The following is a 23877-nucleotide window of genomic DNA, read 5'->3' as shown; positions in this document are numbered from 1 at the left end:
GTGATCGTCATCATGGCTGTGATTATCTTCATTATTATCGTCGTTATTCTGCTTCTTGTTCTATTCCTAGGCACCTATCCGGTATTTGGCGGCAAGCCGGGCGAGCAGACGCTGGCGCGCATGAAGCAATCCCCCCATTATTCAAACGGCAAGTTTGAAAATGTTTTGCCGTCGGCCATGTCCATGTCGCTGCGCGAGAACCTTGCGCTTCTCATGGAATTCGCCCGGGGCAATAAGTTAGCTTCGCCGGAGAAGGAAATAGCCGTAATGCCCGTACATCCTCAGTCGCTTCGGAACAAGGATGCCGGACAAGCCAAGGTGACCTGGTTTGGACACTCGGCCTTGCTGCTGGAGCTGGACGGCAAAAAGCTACTGCTCGATCCGATGCTGGGGCGAGCTCCGTCGCCCGTTCCGTGGATCGGCGGCAAACGGTTCAGCAGCAGCCTGCCGATTGAAATCGAAGAGCTGCCTGCCATCGATGCCGTATTGCTGTCCCATGATCATTACGATCATTTGGACTATGGCTCCATCAAACGTCTGAAGGACAAGGTAGGCCGCTTTTTTGTTCCGCTCGGCGTTGCCGCCCATCTCGAGCGTTGGGGCGTTGCTTCGGATCGGATTGAGGAATTTCATTGGTGGGAAGAGATCGTCTGGGAAGGGATTCATATGGCCTGTACGCCTGCCCGTCATTTCTCGGGGCGGGGATTAACGGGCCGGAACGGAACCTTATGGTGCTCCTGGGTCCTTCATGGGCGCCAAGCACGGATCTTCTTCAGCGGAGATAGCGGTTACGGCCCGCATTTTCGGCAGATCGGGGAGCAATACGGTCCATTCGACCTTACGTTGATGGAATGCGGGCAGTACGATAACCGGTGGGCAGCCATTCATATGATGCCCGAAGAGTCCGTGCAAGCCCATCTGGACGTAAAAGGCGATGTGATGATCCCTATTCATTGGGGAGCCTTCCGGCTTGCTATGCATGATTGGCGGGATCCGGCGGAACGCGCCCTCAAGAGGGCTAAGGAGCTGAGCGCCAAGCTGGCTACTCCGCGGATAGGAGAGCCCGTCCCGATCGGAACGGGAACGTACCCTTCCGACGCATGGTGGCGCTCGTAGCCAAAAGCAAGGGGGTGTCCCATAAGTCATGAAAATGACGATGGGACACCCCCTTATTTTTCGCCGTACGTTGGATTTCCTCCAGTGAATTGGCGCCCCTTCAGGTTATTCTCTGCCTGGAGCAAGGCGTTTCCGGCTGCGCTGCTCCGTTAATAGATTCATCATAAGAGCTAATTGTTCCGTATAGGACCCCGAGTAAGCGGGATGGGCGAGATTGCGCGTCTCAAGCGGGTCATCGGTCAGTGAATACAGCTCGTATTCTTCCGGTACCGGCACAGTTCGAATTCGCGCGGTCCAGGCTATTTCCGTATCGTTCTGCCCGTCCTTAACGGGCACATAGGCAACATCCCTGCTGCCAGGCTCGCTCCAAAATTGAGGGTTGTCATAGTAGCGGGAGAGCTTCCAATACTCTTTGCGCCCGTTCCTGTAGAGCGGCGCGATAACGGTCTCGATATGATTGGGCTGCGCCGCGGAGGGATAAGGAATGCCCACAGGGCTGATCTGATGCTGTCCCCGCGTAATATCATCGTCGGTCATAAAATAAACGGGAGCCTCGGGTTCCGACTGCATAGGCATCGCTACTGCCAGATTCCGGCCAACCAGCGGCCGCGCTTCGCTAAACCGGCTGTCCAAGCGGCCCCGTATCTCATCGCTGTTGATGCCTGCCAGCCCAAGCAGAGTGGGCAGCAGATCGAGATGGCTGGTCAGGGAGTGGACCGGCCGAGGCTCGGGAAACCGCTTTTTATTGCAGATGAGAAGAGGGACCCGTAGAACCTCTTCATAAGCGCAATACATCTTCTGATGAAGTCCTCCATGCGAGCCAAGCAAATCCCCGTGATCGGAAGTAAGTACGATAATGGTATCTTCGTAAAAGGACGTCTTGGCAAGCGCTTCGACCACTTTGCGAAGCTGCTCGTCGGCATTTTTCTGAAGCTGATAATAGAGCTTGCGGTAGAAGGGTTCATTTGTGATCGGTTGCAGGGCAACCGGATATAAATCCCGATAGCTGGCCTGGCAGCGCGGCTTCGTATGCAGGCTCTCATGCCGGGTTGGCGGCGGATCAATATCCGGAACCGGGCCGACATCGAACCGGAATGCGGGGATTCTGGCCGTCAGGTCGCCGTACAACGTAATATCATGCGGATTTACGAGAGAGGTCACGATAAGCCACGGCGTTTCATCGCCTTCCACCTGCTTATGTTGTTCCAGAGCTTCAATCAGCCGGACCGTCTCCGCTGCGTAAAATTCATCCCTCCCGCTGGCTCCGTTACCGGCTGACGATCCGGAATCCCGGGGATTCCGGCCATGCGGCTCGGGGCCAATCCAGCTGGAGAATCCAAACGCCTCCAGTCTGTCCGCGTTCTCGTACAAGTCCTGATTCTGATCCGGGTACCCTGTAGCCGGATCATAGCTTGGAAGCCCTTGATGGGTACCCGGGACGACAATATCCTCGTACGACAAATGCCATTTGCCTTTATAAAACGTTCGGTAGCCGGCTTCCCGGAAATAATCGCCCATCGTTGGCACCGTATTGCGGTCCAGCCAGAACATATCCGAATCGGCCGCTTGCTTGGCGATTCCGTTCGTCTGAGTAACGCCATGCAGGGAAGGATAATGGCCGGTGAACAGCGTTGTTCGGCTGGGCGCGCATGCTGTGCTCCCGATGTAATGCCTGTGGAACTCAAGCCCGTTATTTCGAAGCCATTGCTGCGTTTCGAGATTTTGTTCGCGCCATAATCGAATATCTGCCTTCTCGTATAGGGGAGGATAACGCATTTCGTCCACGAGAAGGAGAAGAATGTTAGGCCTTTCCGCCATAACCATAGAAAGCAGCTCCTCACCGGCATTCGTTATTGCTACAACGTATGCGGCCGCGAAGCTGCCTAGAATGAAGCGGGCTATTAGAACAGAGTAGGTATAGGAGGACAGGAAACCGCTTCAACAAGTCTGGGGTCTATGCCGTAATAGAGCCACGTATAGCCATTCCATCTAAAGCCGGATATGCCGAAGGATTCAACGCTGGTTGGATAATACCAGAACTGCTCGCCGTTACGAAGCCAAACATAGGTATAATTATTTATGCAGTCGATGACGTAGGAAACAGCAGGCTTTGGAGGGACATAGGGGGGAGGAGCTTGCAAAAATTGTCTTGTCGTCATGCTTGTTCCGCTCCTTATCAATAAATGAATGTCTACTTCGTACTTATGGTACGTAGGTTGATGTTCCATCGCTTGTTTTAAAGCCTAGTGCCGTGCCGCAAAATCATGAGCAAAAAGCCGTGCTCCAGCTGGAACACGGCTTTTTATTGTGCCTATTTTTTATTTCGAATGCGACGTACTTGTCTGCTTGCGGTCCCACCGGAACAAACGATTCAGCAGATTAAATATGAACTTGTTTTCTTTCGTAAGGAGCGGCCCCAGAATGGCCAGAATCAGAACATATAGGGCGGCAAACGGCTGAATGACAGCCATTAGGGCACCGGCTTTAGCCATATTCGCCATAATGATGGAGAACTCTCCGCGCGATACGATGGTCAATCCGATATTAACCGAGGCTTTGGGGGACAATCCCGCGCTTCGTCCGGCAAGCATGCCTGCCGTCAGATTGCCGATCAGCGTAACGGCAACGGCAGCCAGCGACAGCCACACGGCACCGCCTAAGGCTGTTGGATCGATCGTTAAGCCAAAGCTGAAGAAGAAGACGGCGCCGAAGAAATCCCGGAAGGGGAGGATCAGCTTCTCAATGCGCTTCATATGCTCGGTCTCGGCAAGCACAAGGCCGAACAGTAAAGCGCCAATCGCTTCGGCGACATGGATCGTTTCGGATAGACCCGCCACCAGGAACAGCCCGGCGAAGATGACAAGAGCAAACAGCTCGTTGGACCGGATATTGAGGAGCTTATTCAGCATAGGCGCCGCTTTGCGGCCGAGGGTAAGAAGCGCAAGCATAAAGACCAGGGCGATAACCGTGGATAAAATAATGCCGCCAATCGAGGTCGAACCGCTTAAGATAAGGCCGGACAAAATGGAAATATAGACGGCGAGGAAGACATCCTCGAACATGATAATGCCAAGAATCATCTCCGTCTCCGGATTGGCCGTGCGCTTCAAGTCAACCAGTACCTTGGCGACAATGGCGCTTGAGGAGATCGTGGTTATCCCGGCAATAACAAGCGTCTCTTGAAACGGAAAGCCACTCAGCCACCCGAACAGGAGGCCTAGGGTGAAGTTAATGGCGATATAGATGGTGCCGCCGACCGCGATGGAGCGGCCGGATTTGATCAGACGTCCAACGGAGAACTCCAGTCCGAGATAGAAAAGCAGGAACAGGACGCCTAGCCTGCCCATAAACTCGATAAGCGGGGCGCTCTCGATAAAACGGAAGTCGAAATGCCAGAATTCCACCGAGTGGGGACCAACGGCCATCCCGATCAGAATATAGAACGGAATGACGGAAAAACGGATTTTTGCCGACAGCAAACCAGCCACTGCGATTAACGCAATCGCGAGGCCAACCTCAAGTATGATGTGATCCATCCATTAATCACATCCATTCATGAGGATTTTTTTCAATACTTTATGCTGAGCGCGTTCGCCGGCAACTACGATCGTATGATCGGCAGCCAGAACAACCTCGGGACCGGGATTAATCTGCTTGGCGTGATTGGCGGCGAGCAGAGCGATAACGGTTGTTCCCGTATTTTTGCGGATGTTAAGCTCTCCGATCGTCTTTCCGATGCAGGCATAGTGGGACTCGAGTTTATACCACTCGATAATAAGCTCGTCGAGAGCGACCTCGATGGTCTCCAGCATTTTTGGTTTATACGTCATCCCGCCGATCATGGCGGCAGCCATCCGGGCTTCATCGTCATCAAGCGTAATCATGGAGATGCTGCTCTCCGGATTCTCGTGGTGGAAGTGATAGCATTCTCTGCGGCCGTCGTTGTGCACGATTATAACCAGCTGGTCGCCGCTGCGTGTATTCATCTGAAATTTTCGCCCGATACCGGGCAGATCGATTTCACGGATATTCATAAGGGAAGTACCTCCTCGAGTATGATCGAAATTCTATTCCTCTGTTTAAATGGACAGCACAAATCAGTCCTCCGCTTTATAGAAGAACGGAAGAGAGTTGGATGGTCCTTAAACGATGGGATAGGAAGTCGTCAGCTTGAGGGGCATGAGCAGGCGTTTGAGCCGCTCCAGGAATAAGAAGGGGAGTGAGAAAACGCGCTTCGCCAGGAAAAACCGGCGGGGGTAGCTGACCCAGCTGTAGATAACAGCCAGCAAAGCTAGCATGGCAAAAAGCTTGGTGGCAGGTGATATCGTTACGCGCTTAATGGCCTTCATGCTGTTCGGCAGGCTGTGCTCGATATGCGTGCGGCTGGATTTCGATACGTCGAAATGGCCGTTGCCAAGCATCATCGTTGGCATGCTGAACAGAACAAAGGCGCCAAGCAGGAAGAGAAGCAGCGTCAGACGACCGGTGAAACGGTATGTTTTCATGAATGACGCCCCCCTTTGCGAATAGATTTTGCTCTGCCATTACCAAGCTTATGCGTGAAGCAGGCTTTACATGTTTTACGCGATTACCGCAAAAGAGGTTTCAACCATTATTTGGGATTAACGCTCGCTTTGGCCTGCTGAGTTGGAGAAGATTGTTGAATAAACCGGTATGCAGCGCTTATTCCGACAAGAAGCAAGGCTCCGGCGAGCACAGGCGTAAGCAGGAAGGACCAGCCTGCTCCGGCCAGAATCACGACCAGCGGATCCGCGCCGGCCGGCGGATGAAGGGTCTTCGTTACTTGCATGAGCATGATTGACAGCGCAACACCCGCAGCCAAGGTCCAGGCATGCTGGCCAAATACATGCAGCAATGTCAGCCCGGTGATTGTGCTGATAACGTGGCCTCCGACCACATTGCGTGGCTTTGCCAGCGGACTGTCCGAAAGGGCGAATACGATAACGCAGGAGGCACCAAACGGGGCCATTAACAGCGCCAGCCCGGTCGTATTTTCAAACAGGAATAAGATTAGGACGGCTGCAAAAGCGCCTATAGCCGGCAATAAAAAGCGGATTAAACGGTTAAACATGGGGCAACAGCTCTCCTTTACGATCGAATGCTTCGATGGTATCATGTGCTTAACCATTTGAAAAATGAATAAAAATGATGAATACTATTTCCAAATAAAATACCAGAAAGGCGGGATATCGTGCTGGATCAATGGGACGGAAGATCGCTCCGTACTTTCCTGACTGTCATGGAGGAGAAGAACTTCAGCCGGGCAGCCGATAAATTGGGTTACGTGCAATCTACCGTGACCACGCATATCGCACAGTTGGAGAAGGCAAGCGGCAAGAAGTTGTTTGACCGCCTGCCAAGAGGCGTCGAGCCTACGGATGCAGGAGCTGCGCTGGCCCGGTTCGCAAGACAATTTGCCGCTCTAAGCGAGGCATTGGAGGAGGATTTGCTCCGTACGGAGCAGCCGCGCGGGGTGCTGAAGGTCCGCGCTTTAGAAGCTTATTGCGTGACAAGACTGCCCGAGCTGCTCGCTTCTTACGCCGAGCATTATCCGGAAGTTGAACTGCGGCTCTCGACCGGTTTTATGGAGGATATGTGCGGCAGGGTCCTTGAGCAAAAGGATGATCTGGGAATCGTCCCCCGTGATCCGGGACACGACGGTCTCGAATTTGTCCCGCTGGCCATTGAGGAATTAGTATGGGTAGGGGCGCCGGAAGGTAAGGGAGGAAAGCAGGTATATATCAGCTATGGGAATGCCTGCTTATACCATGAGCTTGGGGAATCGTCTCTCCGCGAAGCGGGGTATGCCTTGCATGACCGCAGAAGCTTCCCAAGCGTGGAATTGATCAAGCGTATGGTTCAGTCGGGCTTTGGGATATCGCTGCTTCCGAAGGTGAATGTAGAGGAGGAGCTGCGGGTCGGGAAGCTGGCCGTACTGGACTTTCCCGTGCCAACGCCCGTTCATCAGGGGCTTATTTATCTGAAGGGCAAGCAGCTCCGTCCGGCTGCAGCTGCCTTTATCGAATGGGTCCGCGCGGGCTTGACCTAATTAAAGAACGCCGTCTCCGGGAAGGCAATGCCTTCATCGGAAACGGCTTATTGGGCAAGAATGTTATTGACGGTAGATAGGAGCGCCAAAGGGAGCTCCGTCGGCGCCGCCGTCGACTTGCAGCTCGGCAGCCTGAACGAAGGAGGACTCATCCGAAGCGAGGAAGAGCACGGCATTGGCGATTTCGTCCGGTTCGCCAAGACGCTTAAGCGGAATGGAGCGGGAGAGACCGGCTTCCAGCTTCGCCATTTGCTCCGGCCCGGAAGCGTTCCAGATTGGGGTTTTCGTAGCACCCGGCACAACCGTGTTCACGCGGATGCCGCGCGGAGACAGCTCGGAGGCGAACACTCTGGCCATGCTCGTAATGGCCCCTTTGCTCGCGGCGTAAGCTGCCCAGGTTGCTCCACCAGTTGTGGCAAGCACGGAGCCAACAAGAATGATGGAGGCGCCTGCTTGCAAATGAGGGACTGCAGCCTGCACCGTAAAGAAGACACCGGTCACATTTACCTTCAGAATCTGTTCGAAGTCTTCCAGCTTCGTATCGCCAAGCGGAGTGCCGCCGGAAATACCCGCATTCGCGAAGACGATGTCCAGCTTGCCGAAGCGCTCGATAGCTGCCGCAACCGCTTTTTCCGAGCCAGCCGGATCAGCGGCTTCCGCCTGCACGGCAACTGCATTTTCTTCACCGAGTTCCTTTACCGCAGCCGTCAATGACTCCTGATTGCGTCCCGTAATGACGACCTTTGCGCCTTCCTGAACAAACCGTTTTGCCGTTGCCAGCCCGATTCCGCTGTTGCCTCCTGTAATTAAAGCTACTTTACCGTTTAGTCTTGCCATTGTAATCACTACTCCTTTTATTTTGGGAATGATCGTTCTAGAATATTCAAAAAAATTTAGTCTAAGATAGACATGGTTGTTGCAATCACTTGTTTTAGTTTCTCTGTATCGTATTGCGTCTTTACCATTACCCGCAGCCCAATGAGCGCATTGTTGAGGTAAGGGGCAAGCCGTTCCGCATCAAGCGAGGCTGACAGCTCCCCGGCTTGCTGGCCTTTTATAATCAGTTTGCGAAAAAGCTCTTCCGTGCCGGACCAGCTTTGGTTAACGTACGCTTCGAGCTCGGGATCGTGAACGGCTAGCTCTACAGCGGTATTGACCATCAGGCAGCCTTTTGGCCGTTCTTCATTCCGATCGATAGCAGCCTCCATGACGGAACGGATGGCAGCTTTTGCAGACAGGGAGGACAACGCCCGTTGCTCAATGGAATGCCAGACGGTGTCGCCGTAGCGCTGTAAGGCCATTAAATATAAGGCATGTTTATCACCGAAGGTATCGTAAATGCTTCTTCTGTGAATGCCCATATGCTCAACTAAATCCTGCATGGAGGTCTTCTCGTAGCCCTGCGCCCAGAACAGCTTCATTGCCTTCAGCAGGACAGCATCTTCATCAAATTCTTTGCTTCTGGCCAATCGTTCACGGCCTCCTTTCTGAACATAGCTTATCATATTGAGAACGATCGGTAAAGAATTATTTTTTACCGATCGTTCTCAATAGAGAATGGCGGTTTGTTTTGCAAAAAAATAGTTGCAATAGCATTATATTTCGCGTATGATGATAGCAAGATTAGTTGCAATAGCATTCTATATGGAGGAGGAGTTAACCTGAGCGAGCATTGGGATAACAAACAGGAGAATGCTTCGGAATCGCATGGCCAGTTCATTTCGGCCATTTACCGTCATATGCAGGTGGTGATTTCGGCGGAGCTGGCACCATACCGGATCGGAAGCGGACAATATATTTTTCTGATGGCGATTGCTTCCCGGCAGCCCGTCACCCAGAAGGCTTTAAGCGAAAAGCTGCTTATCGATAAGACGACAACAGCAAAAGCGATTGCCAAGCTGGAGGCGGAAGGATACGTGAGAAGGGAGCCGGATCCCTCCGACAACCGCTACCAACTGCTCTATCTGACTGAAGCCGGACATGAAGTGGTACCAAACGTGCAAGAGGCATTGAACCGGGTAAAAGGCAAGACCCGGAAAGGAATTAGCGACGAGGAATACGGCTTGTTATTAACGCTGTTAAAGACCGTGCTTCAAAATTTAACGGACACAGGGGAGGCTAATTAATATGAACGCTCAACCTTTTATCGCGGTGGAGAACTGTAAAGAGGAAATCAAGTACTATCAAAAGGTATTTGGCGGCGAGGTTGTTATTCTCCGCCAGCAGGGGGACACCGTTCTGAACGCGGATCTGCATGTAGAGGGAACAACGATTAAGTTCGCGGATGTTCAAGCTGCAAAGCCGTTTATGAAAGGCGACTATGTCAGAGTGTTCCTCAAGATTGACACGGAAGAAGCATTCACACGGATCTATGGGGAGTTTGCGGAGAGCGGAACTGTCCAAACGGAGATGTACGAAGCCCCGTTTAACGGCTTGCTCGCAATCGTCACCGACCGGAACGGCGTGTGCTGGGTGCTGTCTTATTATAGATAAGTAACAAAGGTGCGGGAGAGTTCCCGCACCTTTGTTTAATTAACCTAAATAGCATATAGAATTCAAGGGGTCACAGTCAGGAAAGCCCCCGCCGCTTCCAGTAGGAATGTCGCCGCCGTTGCCGCCCGGCTGCTCGCCAGAGCCGTCACCCGGCTGCTCGCCAGAGCCGCCGCCTGGCTGCTCGCCAGAACCGCCGCCTGGCTGCTCGCCAGAACCGCCGCCTGGCTGCTCGCCAGAACCGCCGCCTGGCTGCTCGCCAGAACCGCCGCCTGGCTGCTCGCCAGAGCCATCGCCCGGCTGCTCGCCAGAGCCGTCACCTGGCTGCTCGCCAGAACCGCCGCCTGGCTGCTCGCCAGAACCGCCGTTGTTTCCACCATTGTTGTCACTCGGCTGCGGATTACTCACTGGAGGCGATGTATACACCGGTGTTGGTGTTGGAGTTGGCGTTGGTGTAGCCGGAGGTACGTATTGCTGCTTGGCTTCGTACGCGCCTGTCAGAAGCAGGTCGCGCGTAGCATTGGCTTGTCCGCCGAATTTTCCGTCCGCGCCGTTATTCAGTATTTTTAATTCGAGGGCCAGTGAGACGTAACCTTGTGCCCAATCGGATACTGTCGTATCCGAACCTGTTTTTGTTTTGGCGTCATTGTTTTTGCCAAGGACTCTGACCAGGAAGGTTGCCAGCTGTTCTTTGGTCACTTTGCCCGCAGGGTCGTAAATACCAGCTCCATAGCCCTCCGTTACGCCTGCCGCTTTAAGCGCCTCGATGTACGGAAGGGCATAACCGTTGGCGGCATCATCGGCCTTCACATCCTTGAAGCTGGATGTTTTCAGCGAATCATCCGTTTTGAGGCCCATAATAAGCGAAGCGACCTTCGCGAACTGGGCGCGGTTCATTTCCTCCTTCAGACCAAAGGTCGTGTCGGAGACGCCGTCGAAGATTCCCGCGCTGATCATAGCGTCAAACTTGGCTTTTGTTGCCGCGTCCAGATCCTTCAGATCCGTGAAGTCCGCAGACGTCTTGGTGCTGGCAAAGCTAAGAGAAGCGTAAGAGCAGAGAAGTATAACTAAAGCAATGCCTGCGATTTTCTTTTTCATTACTTTCATTCCTTTCCCCTTAGAATGCAACCTCTGTCGTTCGGACAATTAATTGCAAAACCCCGCATACAAGGTTCATACTGTTTATATCGGATTACATTTGTATTTCTAAGATAGGGGGAAGAGGACAATTTTGAAAAAGTATAAGGCGGAATGCCTGCTGGAAGAGCGGAATGAGCTGGGGGAAGGTCCCGTATGGGATGAACGGCTTCAGGAGCTGATATGGGTCGATATTGAAGGCCGTAAATTGCATCGTTATCGTCCAAGCGATGGAAGAAAGCTGCAGGTTCAGACGGAGAAAAGGATTAGCGCCGCGGTTCCGGCCGAGGATGGCACATGGTTAATCGCGCTGGCGGACGGATTTTACCGGTTGAATCTTGAGACAGGCAACATGACCTTGATTGCTCACACGGAGGAAGAGGCGGCAAACCGGCTGAATGACGGCAAGTGCGATCCGGCAGGGCGGTTCTGGGCAGGGACCATGAGCTCCTGGAGGAACCGGAACGGTCATCTATATGTTCTGGAGGATGGCAAGTTATCGAAGCGGTTAGGCGAGATTGGCTGCTCCAACGGGCTGGCGTGGACAGCGGACGGAACGGTGATGTACTACATTGATACCTTCGAGAACTACGTCTACGCCTTCGAGTACGATGCTGCCAGCGGACAGATCGCCAATCGTCGGATAGTGATTCGATTCCCGGAGGGGGAAGGCAGTCCGGATGGCATGAGCATCGATTCGGAAGGGATGCTGTGGATTGGACATTGGGGGGGCTGGCAGATCGGGAGATGGAACCCTTTAACCGGCGAAAAGCTGGCCACGATCCCAATACCTGTGCAGAACGTCACTTCCTGCGCGTTTGGCGGCGAGAATATGGACGAGCTGTACATTACGACGGCCAGAATCGGCAATGACGAGGAGCAGCTGAATAAACAGCCTCTCGCCGGAGCCGTGTTCCGCGTTAAGCTGGATGTTAAGGGATTGCCCGTGCAGCGGGCGCGAGGATAAGACGTAGAGCGAAGCTTCCGCGAAAAGCATCTATAGGCTAGCTGCTATGATAAAAGCCGGGAGACTCCGATCAGGAGGACTCCCGGCTTTATTAACTCAATAGATTCGCATGGTTATAAGCGATTCCGCAGGAGCAACGGTGGCTGCCAAACATTGCGTTGTACGAAGGCGGGAATTCCGTGTTAATCCGTATGACCTGCTCGGCGAACTCCTCGGAGCTTTTTGGTACCGGACCAAGCGAATCGGCCTTCGCCTGCGTATCGATATGCGCGCCTGGCGGAACAAAACGGTTAGCCGGGACCCGTACCCCGTTTGTCACAATCGCGTCCATCGAAATATACGAGCCCCGTCCCACCTCCGCATTAAAGACAATGGCCTTGAAGCTTACGAAGACATCGTCCTCGATTAGGCAAGGACCGTGCACCATCGCGCCATGGGCGATGGTGACTCTGCTTCCTATAAAGATGGAGTAGCTTTTATTACAAACTTCAATGCTTTGATTAGCCAATCCGTGCAAAATAACGCCGTCCTGAATATTCGAATTCGAGCCGATGAAAAAAGGGGTTCCTTCGTCGGCCCGAAGGGCGGCGCCGGGCGCAACATACACATTGTCGCAGATGCGCACATCGCCAATGACGCTCGTAAACGGACTAACGAAAGCGGTAGGACGGATAAAGGGAAACCGCTGCACCGGATTAATGGGTGTGACCGGATTTGGGCCGATAAACCGCGCGAATAAATTAACAGGGCCTATTGGAAGATGGGAAGCCATGCGTATTCTCCTTGTGACCGAATAGGGGGTGCTCTTCTGTTAAGCTATTCCGCCAATGGGCAAATGTCACAGGGAATTGTATTAAAGCGAGAGATTGCCGCTGACCAGAAGGCCGAAACAAGCCGCATTCACCAGAAACGTAATGCCTGCGCCGATCAGCAGGCCCTGAACGATGCCGGTTTTTTTATTGAACACTAATATAGCCGGAAGCAGATAGACAATTTGAGCAATGCTGATGAAAAAGAAGCCGATCGGGAAAAGGAACAGCAGGCAATGCAGCACGGCTAATATTCCGATACCCAGAAATACGTGCTTTACGTGATGCGGCGATTTTTCGTAAGGCGATTTGTTTGGGCTCCTTGGCTGCCGGTTATCTCCGTTATCTCCGTTATTGACTCCAGTCATAGACCTTCCCTCCCGGACGCATATCGAATTCCTCTCTCAGCTCGGCGAGCTTCTTCTCCTGCTCCGCCGTGCGGTAGAACATATTGTAGGTATCAAACGGGATGATTCTGCCGTCCGGATGCGCGATATGCACGCAGGATTTTTTGACCGAACGCACATCGAAGTTATACGGATCCAGAAACTGCATAATGATGACCCGGAATACATTGTCGTAGCTGATATGCTCAGGCACGGAAACGAGCGGCAGGCAGCAAAGCAGGCTCTTCAGCGATAAAGCCGAGGAAGCAGGCGAATGGGCAGTCGAGAACAGCTCGAAGATTCGCGACTTCAGCGTTTCGTCCTGCTCGAACACGATGGTATTGCGGCCGCCGTCCAGCAAAATTTGAGGATCGATTAGCCCTGTTAACGGTATAGCCTCTCCTCCAAGCTTTAATGCATAACCCATCGCAAGGCAATCCGGGTGGCAAGGAACCGGAATGACATCCTCCGCGCGGAAAATGCCCGATTGATCAATGATGCCCTGCCGCACCTCGCTCAGCGTAAGGCGGTCCTTGGCAGGATCGAACTCCTCGAGTCTTCCGGCTGCCTGGATCGGCTGGAACGTTACGCCTCGCACGGCGCGCTGCTTCAGGCCGAACTGAATAATATCGCCAATCTCGTGATCGTTAAGGCCTTTCTTCAGCGTAACTACCAGCGTGGTCGAAATGTTGAACTCGTTCAAATGCTCCAGCGCTCTGCGACGCACATCGCGAAGGTCCACGCCGCGCAGCTCCCGGAGCGTCTCTTCCTCGAAGCTGTCGAACTGCAGGTAGATTTCGAAGCCCGGCATATATTGGGCCAGCCGTTCGGCGAACTTCCTGTCCTGGGCGATCCGCAGACCGTTGGTGTTCACCATGACATGCTTGATGGGCTTGCTCTTCACCAGATCCAATATTTCGAAAAATTGCGGGTGAATCGTAGGCTCGCCGCCGCTGATCTGCACGATATCCGGCTCGCCTTCGTTGCGGACAATCGCATCCAGCATGAACTCGATCTGTTCGAGCGAACGATAGGAGCCCGCGTGCGGGGAGGACTCCGCGTAGCAGATCGGACACTGCAGGTTGCAGCGCTCGGTAATTTCGAGCAGCGTCAAGCAGCTATGCTGCTCATGATCGGGGCATAGCCCGCAGTCGTAGGGACAGCCGTAACGGATCGGAGTGTTCCATACCTCCGGCATTTCCGCGGGCTTTAGAAACTCCCGGCACTTTTTGTAATACTCCGCATCGCTTGCGATTAGTACCTTTTCCCGGCCGTGCTGCCCGCAATATTTCAGAAGGAAAACCTGATTATCCTCAATGACCACTTTGGCTTCAACCTTGCGCAGGCATTTGGAACATACGCTGTTCGTCAGCTCGTAGAAAATATAAGGTCTGTTTTTGGTTGTCATCGTTACAATTCCTTTCTATGTGAGCGTTGCGGCCGTACAAGCCACTTGGACAAGAGAACGGCGTAATAGATGAGCCCGGCGATACAGGCAAGCTGAATATTGTTTAGCCCTAGATAGAAATGCGGGGTTGGCTTAATAAAATCGATAACGAAGCGGAACAGCAGATAACCGGTCATAAACAATTGAAAGATGGCTCCGTCGGGCAAGTTGCCCTTTCGTTTCCAGTGAAAAAGGAAGGCGCCAAGCAGCAGGAGGAAAGCAATCTCGTACAGCTGCGTCGGATGCCGGAGCACCCCGTCGCCGAAATCAATTCCGGTGATCCAGCTGGTGGCCACGCCGTACGTATGATCGTCAAGACCGGTCAGGAAGCAGCCGATTCGTCCGATGACCATGCCGACGATAAGAGGCAAAGCCATATCGTCGCCCGTGGAGCGGGAATAGCCAATCCGCTTCTTCGTCCATTCGACGCCGATAAGTCCTCCAAGCAGCCCGCCAACGATCGTTTTGCCCTCCATGAGATAGGTGTAGCTGTTCCAGTTCTCAAGCGTCAGGCTAGGGTCCTCTAACCAATACAGCAGCTTAGAGCCAATCGCCGCGCCCATGATGGCGCCAACGATGACCCACATGCCCTGCACGATCGGGATTTTGTCCTTGCTTCTTGTGTAGAGGTAGACGCGGAAGCCGATAAAATACGCGAGTGTTTCAAATACCGCATGGGGATGCAGCTTTACAAAACCAAGATCAATCCAGACAGGGAAGGTCATGATGCGCTCCAATCTATCGTATTGGCTTATTTTGTATAGATTCGCTTATCGAGGCAGAAATCCCTTTCTATTTCCATAAGCTTTCCTCGGCCCCGGAATGAGACCGCAACATTACAAAACGGCTCCCATGGTACAAATAAGGATGTAAAAAACGGGAGGAGCTGAATGGAAGATGAGCAGATTAAACGGAAAAATTGCGCTGGTAACCGGTGCAAGCAGAGGGATTGGCCGAGCTATTGCGCTGAGACTTGCAGAGGAGGGGGCGATGGTAGCCGTTCATTACGGTTCTAATCATGATGCGGCGGCCGACGTCGTAAGGCACATCGGGCAAATGGGAGGAGAAGCCTTTGCCATCGGGCAGGAGCTTGGTACGCCTGCGAGCGCTGCTAAGCTGCTGGAGGATTTGGATCTGGCCTTGGAGCAGCGTACGGGAGAGAAGTACTTTGATATTTTCGTTAATAATGCAGGAGTGGGACTTGTGACCGTTATCGAGGAAACAACGGAAGCGGCCTTCGACCATGTGATGAATACCAATGTAAAGGGGCCGTTTTTCCTTATTCAGCAAGCGTTGCACAGGCTACGAGACGGCGGGAGAATCATTAACTTGTCCTCTGCCGTAACGAGAATTTCCTTGCCGGGGGTCGCGGCATACAGCATGAGCAAAGGGGCAATCAATACGCTTACGTTATCGTTATCCACCCAGCTTGCTCCCCGCGGGATAACCGTTAATGCCCTGCAGCCCGGCTTTGTCGCCACGGACATGAATCAAGCTATGCTGCAGGATGAATCCAGCTATCAATTCGGCGCCGGTTATTCGAGCTTCGGCAGGTGGGGAGAGCCTTCGGATATCGCGGATGTGGCGGCCTTCCTCGCTTCTTCCGACAGCCGCTGGATTACGGGGCAGTGCATAGATGTAAGTGGCGGATCGCATTTATAAGAATGACAAGAAAGGCCGGGAATCTCTCGCTGAAGAGAAGCCCGGCCTTTTATCCTATTATAAAGCCCTTCGCTTAAGCCGGTTCTAGCCGAACTGGCTTCTGTATATCGTGTTTCGGCCGTTTCTTTTGGCCGTGTAGAGGGCCTGGTCGCATTTCGTATACATCGATTCCATATGGGTGTGCTGATCCGGAACGACGGTGAGCACTCCCATGCTTATGGTGTAGGAGACAGGCAGGGTGGTCGGAGCGGATTGCAGCATGATCTTAATCCGTTCGGCCAGCGCGCTTGATTCCCGTTCGCCCTTGCCGGGGAGCAGAATGCCGAATTCGTCTCCGCCGTAACGCACGAACAAGTCGTCTTTGTCCAAGTAATGCCGGATTCGTTTCGTTACGTCCTGCAGCACGAGATCGCCGATATGATGGCCGTATTTATCGTTAATGTTCTTAAAGCTGTCGATATCAAACAGCAGGTAAGAGACTGCTTCGCCTTTCTTGGCACAGAGATTCAAATAACTTTTGGCGCTGCTCATAAACGTTCTTCGATTAAGCGCACCGGTCAGGTCGTCGTAGCTTGCGTAATGAAGCAGCTCCTGGTTCGTCTTTTCCTTCCACAGCAGCATAAATCCCATAATCCCCAGGATCGTAAGGATATAGATTGTCACCAGATAGATCAATTGATAGATCCCCGGCGTAAAAAAGCTAGCGGGAATATTCGTAAAAAGAGCGGTTGTTCCTCTAATCAGGTTGGCCGCGATCACAAACAGGTAGATATAGCCTATGACCTTCATCAGCGGGGAAGGCCCTTTGATCAGCCGGTACAAGGGGGCAAGTATGATAGCGAGAGCAGCAGAGCAATAGGCGATTCGAGCATCCTCCTCATTATGGATAAGCATGATGAGATGAAAGCCCGCGATGCTGAGAGGGATAGCCAGCCTGTACATGATTTTATAGCTTGTCCGCCATTCGTTCCTTAACCGTAACATGGAGATGGTCTCGAGGGAGGCACCGACAAACATGAGGGAATTGGCAACGGAGATAGTCAGAAAGTCCGGGATATCTCCGCGCAAGACAACAAGAAACCAGGAGCAGGACTGGAGGAGTTTGGCCAGGAAAAAGATTCTGACCGGCAAGGCCTTGATCACATCCCGCCAGTAAGCGCTAATCAATATGAATGTAAACAAATAGGCAATTCCAAGAAATATAAGGATTGTTGTAGAATCCAGCAGTATGTTAATGTTGGTCACCAGCCTGACGAGAAAGAATATCCGTTACTGCCGATTATAGCAGGATGCAGGAAACGGGTGGAAGACGTTATTCGTAAAATTTAGGCCGGCTTTCCCAAATTTTTATTTCAGCTACGTTTAAGGAAAAGGATATACACTGTCATTATTAGGACGATAGAAGGAAACAGAGGAGGTAATGGCTGTGGCAAATGCCAAATGGGTAAAATGGGTTGTCGGCCTTTCCAGCGTAGCGTTATTTACCGGGATGGTGGGCGTTATTAATCATTCATCCGCAAGTCCAACAACGGCTCCGGTCAGCAGCGACGTTTTAAATAGCAGTCCATCAGATGGAGGAACTCAAAGCAACGACGACACCGGCTCCTTCGAGCAAAGGCCGTTCGGCCGCGGGCACGGCATGGGGCAAGGTTTTGGTTCCGGAACAGGATCAGGCGACGAAGGCATGCGGACGCATGCTTCATAGCAGGGAGGGTTAACAGATGACTTTGCATAGATTCCGGGCCATGAACTCGCAGTTTTTTACGAAAGGATTGGATGAAGGGGCGCAAGCGATGGCGGAGAGCTGGATCGCCGTCGTAGAAGAGAAGCTGAGCCGCTTCAATCCGCGCAGCGAGCTGTCGAACCTGAACCGGTCTGCCGGGCAGCCTTTTCGCTCCTCCACGCTGTTATATGAAGTACTCGCCGAAGCCAACCGTTATTATGAAGCAACGGGCGGTCTGTTCAACCCCTATATGGGACATGTCATCCGGCAGCTTGGATATTCCTCGACGTTCGAAGCCTTGGCGGAGACGTCGGCAAATTCGGATCCCATGTTCGTGACAAAGCCTTTTGATTGCGAGCAGCCCTTAATTCTGGACCCCGATACCAGAGAGGTAACGCTAGCCTTGAAGCTTGCGGTCGACCTGGGCGGATTTGCAAAAGGGTGGAGCGCCCATCAGCTGTCCCTCATGATTCAGCATGCAGGCGTGCGTTCCGGCGCTATCGGAGCGGGAGGAGATCTAACGCTATGGGGCGTGCCGGATGAAGGCTGGTCGGTCAGCATCGGCGATCCTTGGGAAGCTAGCCGGGATTTAATGGAGCTCCAGGTGAGATACCCGGCAGGGATCGCCACAAGCAATACCGTTAGACGGCAATGGAGGGACAGTGCCGGACAAAGCCGCCACCATATTATTCATCCGAGGACAGGAGCGCCGGCCGAATCGGATTTGGCTCAGGTGACGCTGTTTGCGCCAAATCTGGTGGATGCCGAGGTATACGCCAAATGCGTTCTTCTTCTCGGCCGGGAGCAGGGCTTCGAATGGCTTGCGGATAATCATCCGGCTTGTGCGGCAATCGGCGTTCTGCATGACGGCTCGGTCCGGACGGTTGGCGCTATCGGTCAGTATGCAGAGGAAAGGGGAGTACGCGAATGAATGAGGTCTTGGATGCCCTAAGCGTATGGACCACAACGCGCGCGTCGGGCATTACGTCGTATTTGTTCCTGTTTCTGTCCACGGTTGCGGGTATCACAATAGGATCGCGTCTTATCAAAAACAAAGCCAAACCGATTGTGCTGACCTTGCATCAATCCGCAGGCTGGTTTGGCTTTCTGTTCGGCATGATGCATGGAGCCGTACTGCTGTTTGACAAATACGTCGGCTATTCGGTGAGTGGGCTGCTGATCCCGTTTACCGCAGAATCGCATCCCGTGCTGACGGGTATAGGGACACTGTCATTCTATATGACCTTTATTGTAATTTTGTCTTCCGATCTGATGAAGAAGCTGGGGAAAAAAGTATGGAAGATGACGCATATGCTTGCATTTCCCGGGTATTTTCTAGCTCTCCTGCACGGTCTTCTGATCGGCTCGGATTCAAGTTATCCTTGGGCCGAGGCGATGTACGGGGCGACAGGTATTATTGTAGTGGCGCTTACGGTCTACAGGGTATGGACAGTGAAAAAGGGGAATCGCGAGGCTCCGAAGAGCGGGAGGGTAACCTATCCCAATGCGAAGCCGATCATTATGGAGCCAAGCGAATATAAAGTACGATAAGACCCTTCATAGGGTCTTATTTTATTTTTAAAGAATATGCCGATGATACAGGCTATTGAAGGAGACAACTTTTGCACCTCCCGCATAAAATGTAAGCGTATCACATTCCTCGAATTCGGAGGTGATGAAAAGTGCTAGGATCGCTTACGCTTTGGATGGAAGTTGCTTTGTGGGTCGTGCTGGGCTCGATGGGCGCAAACCTGTTGGTTGACTTGTTCAAAATGGTAACAGGCGGCAAATTCTCGACAAACTTCGTACTAGGCTACTTGAAAGACCTGTTGTACTACGTGTTGCCGCTGCTTCTTCTTGCAGGACTTTCCTTAATGGACGTAACAGGCTGGATCGTTCTGGTCGGCTATTACCTGGGTGCACTCGCCGTGCTCCTGAAGTATCTCATGGACTTGAAAGGAAAATTATAATCCATGTCGGATGCAGCAGTCGGCAAGCCGTTAAATAAGACTGAGCATCTTCGGATAGGATAGGCCGGGGCTTCTTACGGGAGGGCGCCGGCCTTAGGTTTTGCAGGAGCCAGACCCGAGACCGTTGTGGCAGCCCGGTATCATGGCTAACGAAACTGCAACACGCTATTTGGCCGATTTGACGGGGTTTCAGATTCTAACGAAACGAGGTAACGCTATTCCGTGCTTCAGCCCTTCTTTTTACCGCAAAAGGGGCAAATAACGTTACTACGTTTCGTTAAATTCAGGAAACGGCCGATTTTCACGAAATAAGGCTATGACGTTTCGTTAGCGTGGACAACCCTGTTGCGCGAGATAAGTTAAAGGTTAGTGAAAGGGCAATTCCTCGGGGAAGCCGGAATAGAATTGAAATAAGGCCTTTAACGGTGGATGAACGGAGGTGGGCTTATGGGAAGCAAAGCTGTATTGGAAGAGCTGCTGTTATCCTGGCCGGGCGTAACATCGGGCCCTCACCGGTTCGGAGGTATCGAATTCGTGGTGAACGGCAAGGAGATCGGACATCTTCATGGCGATCGGCTGATGGATCTGTTACTGCCAAAGGCCAAGCGGGATGAGGCGGTAACGACCGGAAAAGCCAAGTCTCACCATATCCTGCCGGAGTCCGGCTGGGTTTCCGTATATTTGAACACGGAAGACGATCTTGCCCATGCCATTGAACTGCTGCGGTTTAACTATGAACGGTTTGCCCAAGGAGATGCCGTTTCCTAACCGATTGGGTGCATATTCCATTCCTTATTCGCTCATACTGTAGGGAGCTTGAAGCAGAGGAGGATTATGCAATGGACATTAACCGTGCCAAAGAAATTGCCGCTTCTCCGGTGATGGAAGACGTGAAGTACAACGGGAAGCAGATCTATATTCAACACGTGGATGATGCAAACGAGACAGCGCGCATCTATCCGTTAACCGATCCGGAGCAGGAGCTTGAAGTACCGGTGCGCAGCTTGGTTGAGCAATCATCAACGATGGGAATGGAAGTTGATGAAGTAGCTTGCCGGGCTTCCCTAGACGGAAACTGAATAATGATGTAAACAAAGCATGGCGGATTACCGCTGTGCTTTGTTTTTTATTGTCAATTTTAATGAGTAGATTGTAAGCGAAGGGAATGTGAATTACGATAAAAGGAATATTTTACTAAGTTGAGTAAGGGGTAGATCTAATGGGTTCTTCTTTCGCAAACATTCAATTAAAAGCAGCTGAAGCTCTTTCTGTCGAGCAAATGCGTCAAGCTATTACGGAGTTAATGGAGAATAACCTTTTTGAGAAAGTGGAAGAACCCGGAGATCGCAGCATCGTTATATCTTGGGATGGCACTAGTCCGTGGGTAACGATTTATGACGAGTTTAGCGACGAAGGAGATCTTGATCTCTTGGACGCTCTGGCCCAATCCTTATCATGGAAGTTAGGCACCCTCGCCGTGAGCAATCTGGTCCATGACAGCGATTTGCTTTACATGAAGCTGTTCAGTCAGGGGAAAAGCCTCGATATCTTTGTGAATGACGTCGATAGGTATAACGAGTTGACGGAGAGCAAGCGAAAGAGACAAGGGGTTCCGTCAAAGTGGGCTTCGCTTGCGGAAGAAATTTCGAAAGAAGAGGTAACAAGGATATGGGGAGAAGAAACCGTCTTTGCAGAGGACACGCTCTGGGAATTATCCAAGCTTTATAGCTGGAATACGGACCGTTCTTGCACAGGGTTTAAATACAAGAAGGATGCAGGCTGGGGTGAAGGGGATAACGTGCTGCATTTCCGGGACAACAATCCTGCAGGAAAACTATTCGGGGAAAATGGGCCAACGCGATTGGAGCTTGTCTCTTATCAGCCCTATTTGGATTGCTCCACAAAATCAGAAGAAACGACTTATTTTTCCTATGCGAATACCGGACAGTCTGCTGTGGGGATAAGTATTATGATGTGGGGCAGCGCTATTAGCGGCAATTGCCTTGAAAGCATGGAGGCATGTTTGATTTTGCATGATGGTTCAAGGGTTGACGGCCAAATGGAGGATATTGAATTGCATTACCCAGATCAACCGGACAAACCATTCCTCGGCAAAATGCTTAGGTTCGACGAGCTCGTTCTTCCGGCGGGAGTTGCGTTGCTTCGGGATGCCTCCACTCCAAGGGAGATGACTGCATTATTGGAACGGAACAGCCATAGTCGCATGATGATGAAGTATACGTTTAAACCGGTTAATAGCGGTGTTTATGAGTGGTGGTTTTCGATAAGGCCAAATACGGAGCCTTTAAACGGGGTCACCCACGCCATGAAATTATTTATAGATATTCCGAAGGAAGAGGAAGAGGCAATAAAAAAAGAGTTTGGATTCTATGTTTGAAGCAAGGATTTACTTTTCAGAAGTCTTATGATTAGATGATGTAGCAATCATACATCCGGGAGACAACAGATCATGAGACAACCATTACAATTGAAATCCAGTTTGCTATTAATACTCGCCGCGTTTATATGGGGATTCGCATTTGTGGCACAGCGTCAGGGGATGGAGCATACAGGGCCGTTTACTTTTAATGCCGTGAGATTCGTATTGGGCGCCGTATCGTTATTGCCGCTTATTTGGATGATGGACCGGAAATCGGGCCAGACCAAGGCACAGCTTCGCGGTTCCTTTAGGAGCGCCTCTATGTACGGAATGTGCACGGGGCTAATTTTGTTCGTTGGGGCTTCTTTGCAGCAGATTGGGCTGATGTATACAACCGCGGGAAAAGCAGCTTTTGTTACGGGACTCTATATTGTTATCGTTCCGTTCTTCGGCATGTTCCTGAAGCAGCGGCTTGGCGTGAACAGCGGCATAGGTGCCGTTCTGGCGGTAATCGGCCTGTATTTATTATGCATGACCAATGATCTGACGTTGGGAAAAGGGGATCTGTACGAGCTTGTCGGGGCCTTATTCTGGTCCGTCCATATTCTGATGATCGACCGTTTCTCCCGCAAGACGGACGGGTTAAAGCTGTCGCTTGTGCAGATTTTAACCTGCTCGGTGCTAAGCTTTATCGCGGCCTTCGCTACGGAAAAGGTGGAGCTGTCCGGTCTGTCCGATGCTATGATTCCTTTGTTATACGGCGGGATTTGTTCGGTGGGTATTGCGTATACGCTGCAGATTATTGGCCAGAAGAACGCGCATCCTACGCAAGCGGCCATTATTCTGAGCCTGGAGACGGTGTTTGCCGCTATCGGCGGCTACCTGCTGCTGGACGAAGTGCTTGGCGTCCGCGCGGGAATTGGCTGTTTGTTTATGCTGGTCGGCATGATTGTGCCGCAGCTTCCGCCGCTTTGGCGGAGAGGTAATACAACAATAGAGAAGAGAAGTGCATGACGTATGCACTTCTTTTTTTTGAAAGTCAAAGGACATACTCTATAGGCAATTTAACCAAAGAATTCATTTACTTCGTTAACGAATTTGGTAAATAGGGGATGCTCATTATCGTTCTCAGCCTTACTAAATGCTGAAGCAAGGCTTTTATAATACCAAGACTGCTCTTTTTCGCCTCGCTTGAATCTTGTCCAGAAATCCGGCCCTATCGACTGGGAATCCCTTTTCATGCTTCGCAGGTTATGCAGTTTGTCTGCGCAAGCCACAAGGCGGACTTCAAGAGGAGCGCCCGGGATACTTTCGATCGTGTGGGTTTTCCGTTCTTCCCAGCTTAACGTTTTGTCAGGCTCGGAACAGGCTTTTACAATGGCGGCTATGTCTTCGCCAAACTGGTCAATTAGCTGTTGCTCAGTCGTTTCCGTATCTTCCAATACATCGTGTAGAAGTGCGGCAATGATCGCATTCTCGCTGCAGTTATAAGAGGACAAAATCATTGCTGCCCCATACGGGTGAGAAATATAAGGGGTATGGGTCCCTTTGCGGTATTGGGATTGATGGGCGCTGGCAGCAAATTCGATGGCAATATCCAACGTACTCATAAACTCAGCTCCTAAAGGTTAATGTTTTGGCCAATAGCGTTCATAATATAGCATTTACCTTTCAGCGTAACAAGGCACAGTAGTAATTCGCGTCTAGATAAGCCATTTGG

Annotated in this window: 29 protein-coding genes; 14 read left to right on the top strand and 15 right to left on the bottom strand. The window is 51.9% G+C overall.

The window, feature by feature from the left end:
- Positions 1 to 12 precede the first annotated feature (12 nt).
- On the top strand, positions 13 to 1116 hold the full coding sequence (locus tag WFK81_RS26550; RefSeq protein ID WP_336789915.1) for an MBL fold metallo-hydrolase: 1104 nt from the start codon (positions 13 to 15) through the stop codon (positions 1114 to 1116).
- 105 nt (positions 1117 to 1221) lie between these two features.
- Here WFK81_RS26550 and WFK81_RS26545 read toward each other — a convergent pair whose 3' ends face one another.
- From WFK81_RS26545 to WFK81_RS26520, 6 genes are all read right to left on the bottom strand, one after another.
- Complete coding sequence (locus tag WFK81_RS26545; RefSeq protein ID WP_336789913.1) at positions 1222 to 2940, bottom strand: sulfatase-like hydrolase/transferase; 1719 nt, start codon at positions 2938 to 2940, stop codon at positions 1222 to 1224.
- A gap of 77 nt (positions 2941 to 3017) precedes the next feature.
- Positions 3018 to 3275 (bottom strand): transporter, encoded by a 258-nt coding sequence (locus WFK81_RS26540; protein ID WP_127495859.1) that lies wholly within the window; start codon positions 3273 to 3275, stop codon positions 3018 to 3020.
- A gap of 159 nt (positions 3276 to 3434) precedes the next feature.
- Entirely contained in the window at positions 3435 to 4652 is a 1218-nt protein-coding gene (locus WFK81_RS26535) for a cation:proton antiporter (protein WP_336789910.1), read from the bottom strand.
- Between the two features lie 3 nt (positions 4653 to 4655).
- A complete protein-coding gene (locus WFK81_RS26530) occupies positions 4656 to 5150 on the bottom strand; it encodes a cation:proton antiporter regulatory subunit (protein WP_336789908.1) in 495 nt (164 codons plus the stop codon).
- Positions 5151 to 5258: 108 nt separating this feature from the next.
- The gene (locus tag WFK81_RS26525) at positions 5259 to 5621 is read right to left on the bottom strand and encodes a hypothetical protein (protein WP_336789907.1); all 363 of its coding nucleotides are present in this window, start codon (positions 5619 to 5621) and stop codon (positions 5259 to 5261) included.
- Positions 5622 to 5728: 107 nt separating this feature from the next.
- Positions 5729 to 6208, bottom strand: a complete 480-nt coding sequence (locus WFK81_RS26520) for an HPP family protein (protein WP_336789905.1) — start codon at positions 6206 to 6208, stop codon at positions 5729 to 5731.
- Between the two features lie 120 nt (positions 6209 to 6328).
- On the opposite strand from WFK81_RS26520, the gene WFK81_RS26515 reads away from it, so the two are divergent.
- A complete protein-coding gene (locus WFK81_RS26515; protein ID WP_336789903.1) occupies positions 6329 to 7186 on the top strand; it encodes a LysR family transcriptional regulator in 858 nt (285 codons plus the stop codon).
- 63 nt (positions 7187 to 7249) lie between these two features.
- On the opposite strand, the gene WFK81_RS26510 is transcribed toward WFK81_RS26515, so the two are convergent.
- Positions 7250 to 8023 (bottom strand): SDR family NAD(P)-dependent oxidoreductase, encoded by a 774-nt coding sequence (locus WFK81_RS26510; RefSeq protein ID WP_336789901.1) that lies wholly within the window; start codon positions 8021 to 8023, stop codon positions 7250 to 7252.
- A 56-nt stretch (positions 8024 to 8079) separates the two neighbouring features.
- Entirely contained in the window at positions 8080 to 8655 is a 576-nt protein-coding gene (locus WFK81_RS26505) for a TetR/AcrR family transcriptional regulator (RefSeq protein WP_336789900.1), read from the bottom strand.
- A 270-nt stretch (positions 8656 to 8925) separates the two neighbouring features.
- On the opposite strand from WFK81_RS26505, the gene WFK81_RS26500 reads away from it, so the two are divergent.
- Both WFK81_RS26500 and WFK81_RS26495 read left to right on the top strand, forming a co-directional pair.
- Positions 8926 to 9312, top strand: a complete 387-nt coding sequence (locus WFK81_RS26500; RefSeq protein WP_336789898.1) for a MarR family winged helix-turn-helix transcriptional regulator — start codon at positions 8926 to 8928, stop codon at positions 9310 to 9312.
- 1 nt (position 9313) lies between these two features.
- The gene (locus tag WFK81_RS26495; RefSeq protein WP_336789897.1) at positions 9314 to 9679 is read left to right on the top strand and encodes a VOC family protein; all 366 of its coding nucleotides are present in this window, start codon (positions 9314 to 9316) and stop codon (positions 9677 to 9679) included.
- A gap of 39 nt (positions 9680 to 9718) precedes the next feature.
- On the opposite strand, the gene WFK81_RS26490 is transcribed toward WFK81_RS26495, so the two are convergent.
- Positions 9719 to 10774, bottom strand: a complete 1056-nt coding sequence (locus WFK81_RS26490) for an S-layer homology domain-containing protein (RefSeq protein ID WP_336789895.1) — start codon at positions 10772 to 10774, stop codon at positions 9719 to 9721.
- A gap of 133 nt (positions 10775 to 10907) precedes the next feature.
- Between WFK81_RS26490 and WFK81_RS26485 the strand changes: the two genes are divergently transcribed.
- Positions 10908 to 11780 (top strand): SMP-30/gluconolactonase/LRE family protein, encoded by an 873-nt coding sequence (locus WFK81_RS26485; RefSeq protein ID WP_336789893.1) that lies wholly within the window; start codon positions 10908 to 10910, stop codon positions 11778 to 11780.
- Positions 11781 to 11871: 91 nt separating this feature from the next.
- Here WFK81_RS26485 and WFK81_RS26480 read toward each other — a convergent pair whose 3' ends face one another.
- The 4 genes from WFK81_RS26480 to WFK81_RS26465 form a co-directional block, all read right to left on the bottom strand.
- The gene (locus WFK81_RS26480; RefSeq protein ID WP_336789891.1) at positions 11872 to 12552 is read right to left on the bottom strand and encodes a carbonate dehydratase; all 681 of its coding nucleotides are present in this window, start codon (positions 12550 to 12552) and stop codon (positions 11872 to 11874) included.
- An 81-nt stretch (positions 12553 to 12633) separates the two neighbouring features.
- The gene (locus tag WFK81_RS26475) at positions 12634 to 12957 is read right to left on the bottom strand and encodes a hypothetical protein (protein WP_336789889.1); all 324 of its coding nucleotides are present in this window, start codon (positions 12955 to 12957) and stop codon (positions 12634 to 12636) included.
- Positions 12941 to 14383, bottom strand: coding sequence for a radical SAM protein (locus WFK81_RS26470; protein WP_336789887.1), 1443 nt, complete (start codon positions 14381 to 14383; stop codon positions 12941 to 12943). The genes WFK81_RS26475 and WFK81_RS26470 overlap by 17 nt, the downstream gene beginning before the upstream one ends.
- A 2-nt stretch (positions 14384 to 14385) precedes the next feature.
- Positions 14386 to 15147 (bottom strand): prolipoprotein diacylglyceryl transferase, encoded by a 762-nt coding sequence (locus tag WFK81_RS26465; protein ID WP_336789885.1) that lies wholly within the window; start codon positions 15145 to 15147, stop codon positions 14386 to 14388.
- A gap of 172 nt (positions 15148 to 15319) precedes the next feature.
- On the opposite strand from WFK81_RS26465, the gene WFK81_RS26460 reads away from it, so the two are divergent.
- Positions 15320 to 16084 carry an SDR family oxidoreductase gene (locus WFK81_RS26460; RefSeq protein ID WP_336789883.1) on the top strand — a complete coding sequence of 255 codons (765 nt, stop codon included), beginning with the start codon at positions 15320 to 15322 and terminating at the stop codon, positions 16082 to 16084.
- Between the two features lie 84 nt (positions 16085 to 16168).
- On the opposite strand, the gene WFK81_RS26455 is transcribed toward WFK81_RS26460, so the two are convergent.
- On the bottom strand, positions 16169 to 17329 hold the full coding sequence (locus WFK81_RS26455) for a GGDEF domain-containing protein (protein WP_336789881.1): 1161 nt from the start codon (positions 17327 to 17329) through the stop codon (positions 16169 to 16171).
- 181 nt (positions 17330 to 17510) lie between these two features.
- Here WFK81_RS26455 and WFK81_RS26450 point away from each other — a divergent pair, with 181 nt between their 5' ends.
- The 8 genes from WFK81_RS26450 (at position 17511) to WFK81_RS26415 (ending at position 23171) form a co-directional block, all read left to right on the top strand.
- On the top strand, positions 17511 to 17789 hold the full coding sequence (locus tag WFK81_RS26450) for a hypothetical protein (protein ID WP_336789880.1): 279 nt from the start codon (positions 17511 to 17513) through the stop codon (positions 17787 to 17789).
- A gap of 16 nt (positions 17790 to 17805) precedes the next feature.
- Entirely contained in the window at positions 17806 to 18738 is a 933-nt protein-coding gene (locus WFK81_RS26445; RefSeq protein ID WP_336789879.1) for an FAD:protein FMN transferase, read from the top strand.
- On the top strand, positions 18735 to 19358 hold the full coding sequence (locus WFK81_RS26440) for a ferric reductase (protein WP_336789878.1): 624 nt from the start codon (positions 18735 to 18737) through the stop codon (positions 19356 to 19358). Before WFK81_RS26445 ends, WFK81_RS26440 begins: the two co-directional genes overlap by 4 nt.
- 131 nt (positions 19359 to 19489) lie before the next feature.
- The gene (locus WFK81_RS26435; RefSeq protein ID WP_336789877.1) at positions 19490 to 19777 is read left to right on the top strand and encodes a hypothetical protein; all 288 of its coding nucleotides are present in this window, start codon (positions 19490 to 19492) and stop codon (positions 19775 to 19777) included.
- 447 nt (positions 19778 to 20224) lie between these two features.
- A complete protein-coding gene (locus tag WFK81_RS26430) occupies positions 20225 to 20545 on the top strand; it encodes a luciferase domain-containing protein (RefSeq protein ID WP_336789875.1) in 321 nt (106 codons plus the stop codon).
- Between the two features lie 71 nt (positions 20546 to 20616).
- Positions 20617 to 20856: an H-type small acid-soluble spore protein gene (locus tag WFK81_RS26425; protein WP_442956102.1), complete on the top strand. Its 240-nt coding sequence runs from the start codon at positions 20617 to 20619 to the stop codon at positions 20854 to 20856.
- A gap of 140 nt (positions 20857 to 20996) precedes the next feature.
- The gene (locus WFK81_RS26420; RefSeq protein ID WP_336789873.1) at positions 20997 to 22175 is read left to right on the top strand and encodes a hypothetical protein; all 1179 of its coding nucleotides are present in this window, start codon (positions 20997 to 20999) and stop codon (positions 22173 to 22175) included.
- A gap of 72 nt (positions 22176 to 22247) precedes the next feature.
- Complete coding sequence (locus WFK81_RS26415; RefSeq protein WP_336789871.1) at positions 22248 to 23171, top strand: DMT family transporter; 924 nt, start codon at positions 22248 to 22250, stop codon at positions 23169 to 23171.
- Between the two features lie 50 nt (positions 23172 to 23221).
- On the opposite strand, the gene WFK81_RS26410 is transcribed toward WFK81_RS26415, so the two are convergent.
- Entirely contained in the window at positions 23222 to 23767 is a 546-nt protein-coding gene (locus tag WFK81_RS26410; RefSeq protein ID WP_336789869.1) for an HD domain-containing protein, read from the bottom strand.
- Positions 23768 to 23877: the final 110 nt, after the last annotated feature.

It is taken from the genome of Paenibacillus sp. MMO-177 (assembly GCF_037147795.1).
Classification (GTDB): domain Bacteria; phylum Bacillota; class Bacilli; order Paenibacillales; family Paenibacillaceae; genus Pristimantibacillus.
This window is presented reverse-complemented; position numbering and strand designations above follow the sequence as displayed.

Excerpts from the sequence above, each read along its gene's own strand:
- WFK81_RS26430 (WP_336789875.1), top strand. The coding sequence starts at position 20,225 with ATGGGAAGCAAAGCTGTATTGGAAGAGCTGCTGTTATCCTGGCCGGGC.
- WFK81_RS26550 (WP_336789915.1), top strand. The coding sequence starts at position 13 with ATGGCTGTGATTATCTTCATTATTATCGTCGTTATTCTGCTTCTTGTT.
- WFK81_RS26500 (WP_336789898.1), top strand. The coding sequence starts at position 8,926 with ATGCAGGTGGTGATTTCGGCGGAGCTGGCACCATACCGGATCGGAAGC.
- WFK81_RS26475 (WP_336789889.1), bottom strand. The coding sequence starts at position 12,957 with ATGACTGGAGTCAATAACGGAGATAACGGAGATAACCGGCAGCCAAGG.
- WFK81_RS26440 (WP_336789878.1), top strand. The coding sequence starts at position 18,735 with ATGAATGAGGTCTTGGATGCCCTAAGCGTATGGACCACAACGCGCGCG.
- WFK81_RS26510 (WP_336789901.1), bottom strand. The coding sequence starts at position 8,023 with ATGGCAAGACTAAACGGTAAAGTAGCTTTAATTACAGGAGGCAACAGC.
- WFK81_RS26490 (WP_336789895.1), bottom strand. The coding sequence starts at position 10,774 with ATGAAAAAGAAAATCGCAGGCATTGCTTTAGTTATACTTCTCTGCTCT.
- WFK81_RS26520 (WP_336789905.1), bottom strand. The coding sequence starts at position 6,208 with ATGTTTAACCGTTTAATCCGCTTTTTATTGCCGGCTATAGGCGCTTTT.
- WFK81_RS26465 (WP_336789885.1), bottom strand. The coding sequence starts at position 15,147 with ATGACCTTCCCTGTCTGGATTGATCTTGGTTTTGTAAAGCTGCATCCC.
- WFK81_RS26460 (WP_336789883.1), top strand. The coding sequence starts at position 15,320 with ATGAGCAGATTAAACGGAAAAATTGCGCTGGTAACCGGTGCAAGCAGA.
- WFK81_RS26535 (WP_336789910.1), bottom strand. The coding sequence starts at position 4,652 with ATGGATCACATCATACTTGAGGTTGGCCTCGCGATTGCGTTAATCGCA.
- WFK81_RS26495 (WP_336789897.1), top strand. The coding sequence starts at position 9,314 with ATGAACGCTCAACCTTTTATCGCGGTGGAGAACTGTAAAGAGGAAATC.
- WFK81_RS26545 (WP_336789913.1), bottom strand. The coding sequence starts at position 2,940 with ATGGTTATGGCGGAAAGGCCTAACATTCTTCTCCTTCTCGTGGACGAA.
- WFK81_RS26525 (WP_336789907.1), bottom strand. The coding sequence starts at position 5,621 with ATGAAAACATACCGTTTCACCGGTCGTCTGACGCTGCTTCTCTTCCTG.
- WFK81_RS26445 (WP_336789879.1), top strand. The coding sequence starts at position 17,806 with ATGACTTTGCATAGATTCCGGGCCATGAACTCGCAGTTTTTTACGAAA.
- WFK81_RS26415 (WP_336789871.1), top strand. The coding sequence starts at position 22,248 with ATGAGACAACCATTACAATTGAAATCCAGTTTGCTATTAATACTCGCC.
- WFK81_RS26480 (WP_336789891.1), bottom strand. The coding sequence starts at position 12,552 with ATGGCTTCCCATCTTCCAATAGGCCCTGTTAATTTATTCGCGCGGTTT.
- WFK81_RS26420 (WP_336789873.1), top strand. The coding sequence starts at position 20,997 with ATGGGTTCTTCTTTCGCAAACATTCAATTAAAAGCAGCTGAAGCTCTT.
- WFK81_RS26470 (WP_336789887.1), bottom strand. The coding sequence starts at position 14,383 with ATGACAACCAAAAACAGACCTTATATTTTCTACGAGCTGACGAACAGC.
- WFK81_RS26410 (WP_336789869.1), bottom strand. The coding sequence starts at position 23,767 with ATGAGTACGTTGGATATTGCCATCGAATTTGCTGCCAGCGCCCATCAA.
- WFK81_RS26540 (WP_127495859.1), bottom strand. The coding sequence starts at position 3,275 with ATGACGACAAGACAATTTTTGCAAGCTCCTCCCCCCTATGTCCCTCCA.
- WFK81_RS26530 (WP_336789908.1), bottom strand. The coding sequence starts at position 5,150 with ATGAATATCCGTGAAATCGATCTGCCCGGTATCGGGCGAAAATTTCAG.
- WFK81_RS26425 (WP_442956102.1), top strand. The coding sequence starts at position 20,617 with ATGGACATTAACCGTGCCAAAGAAATTGCCGCTTCTCCGGTGATGGAA.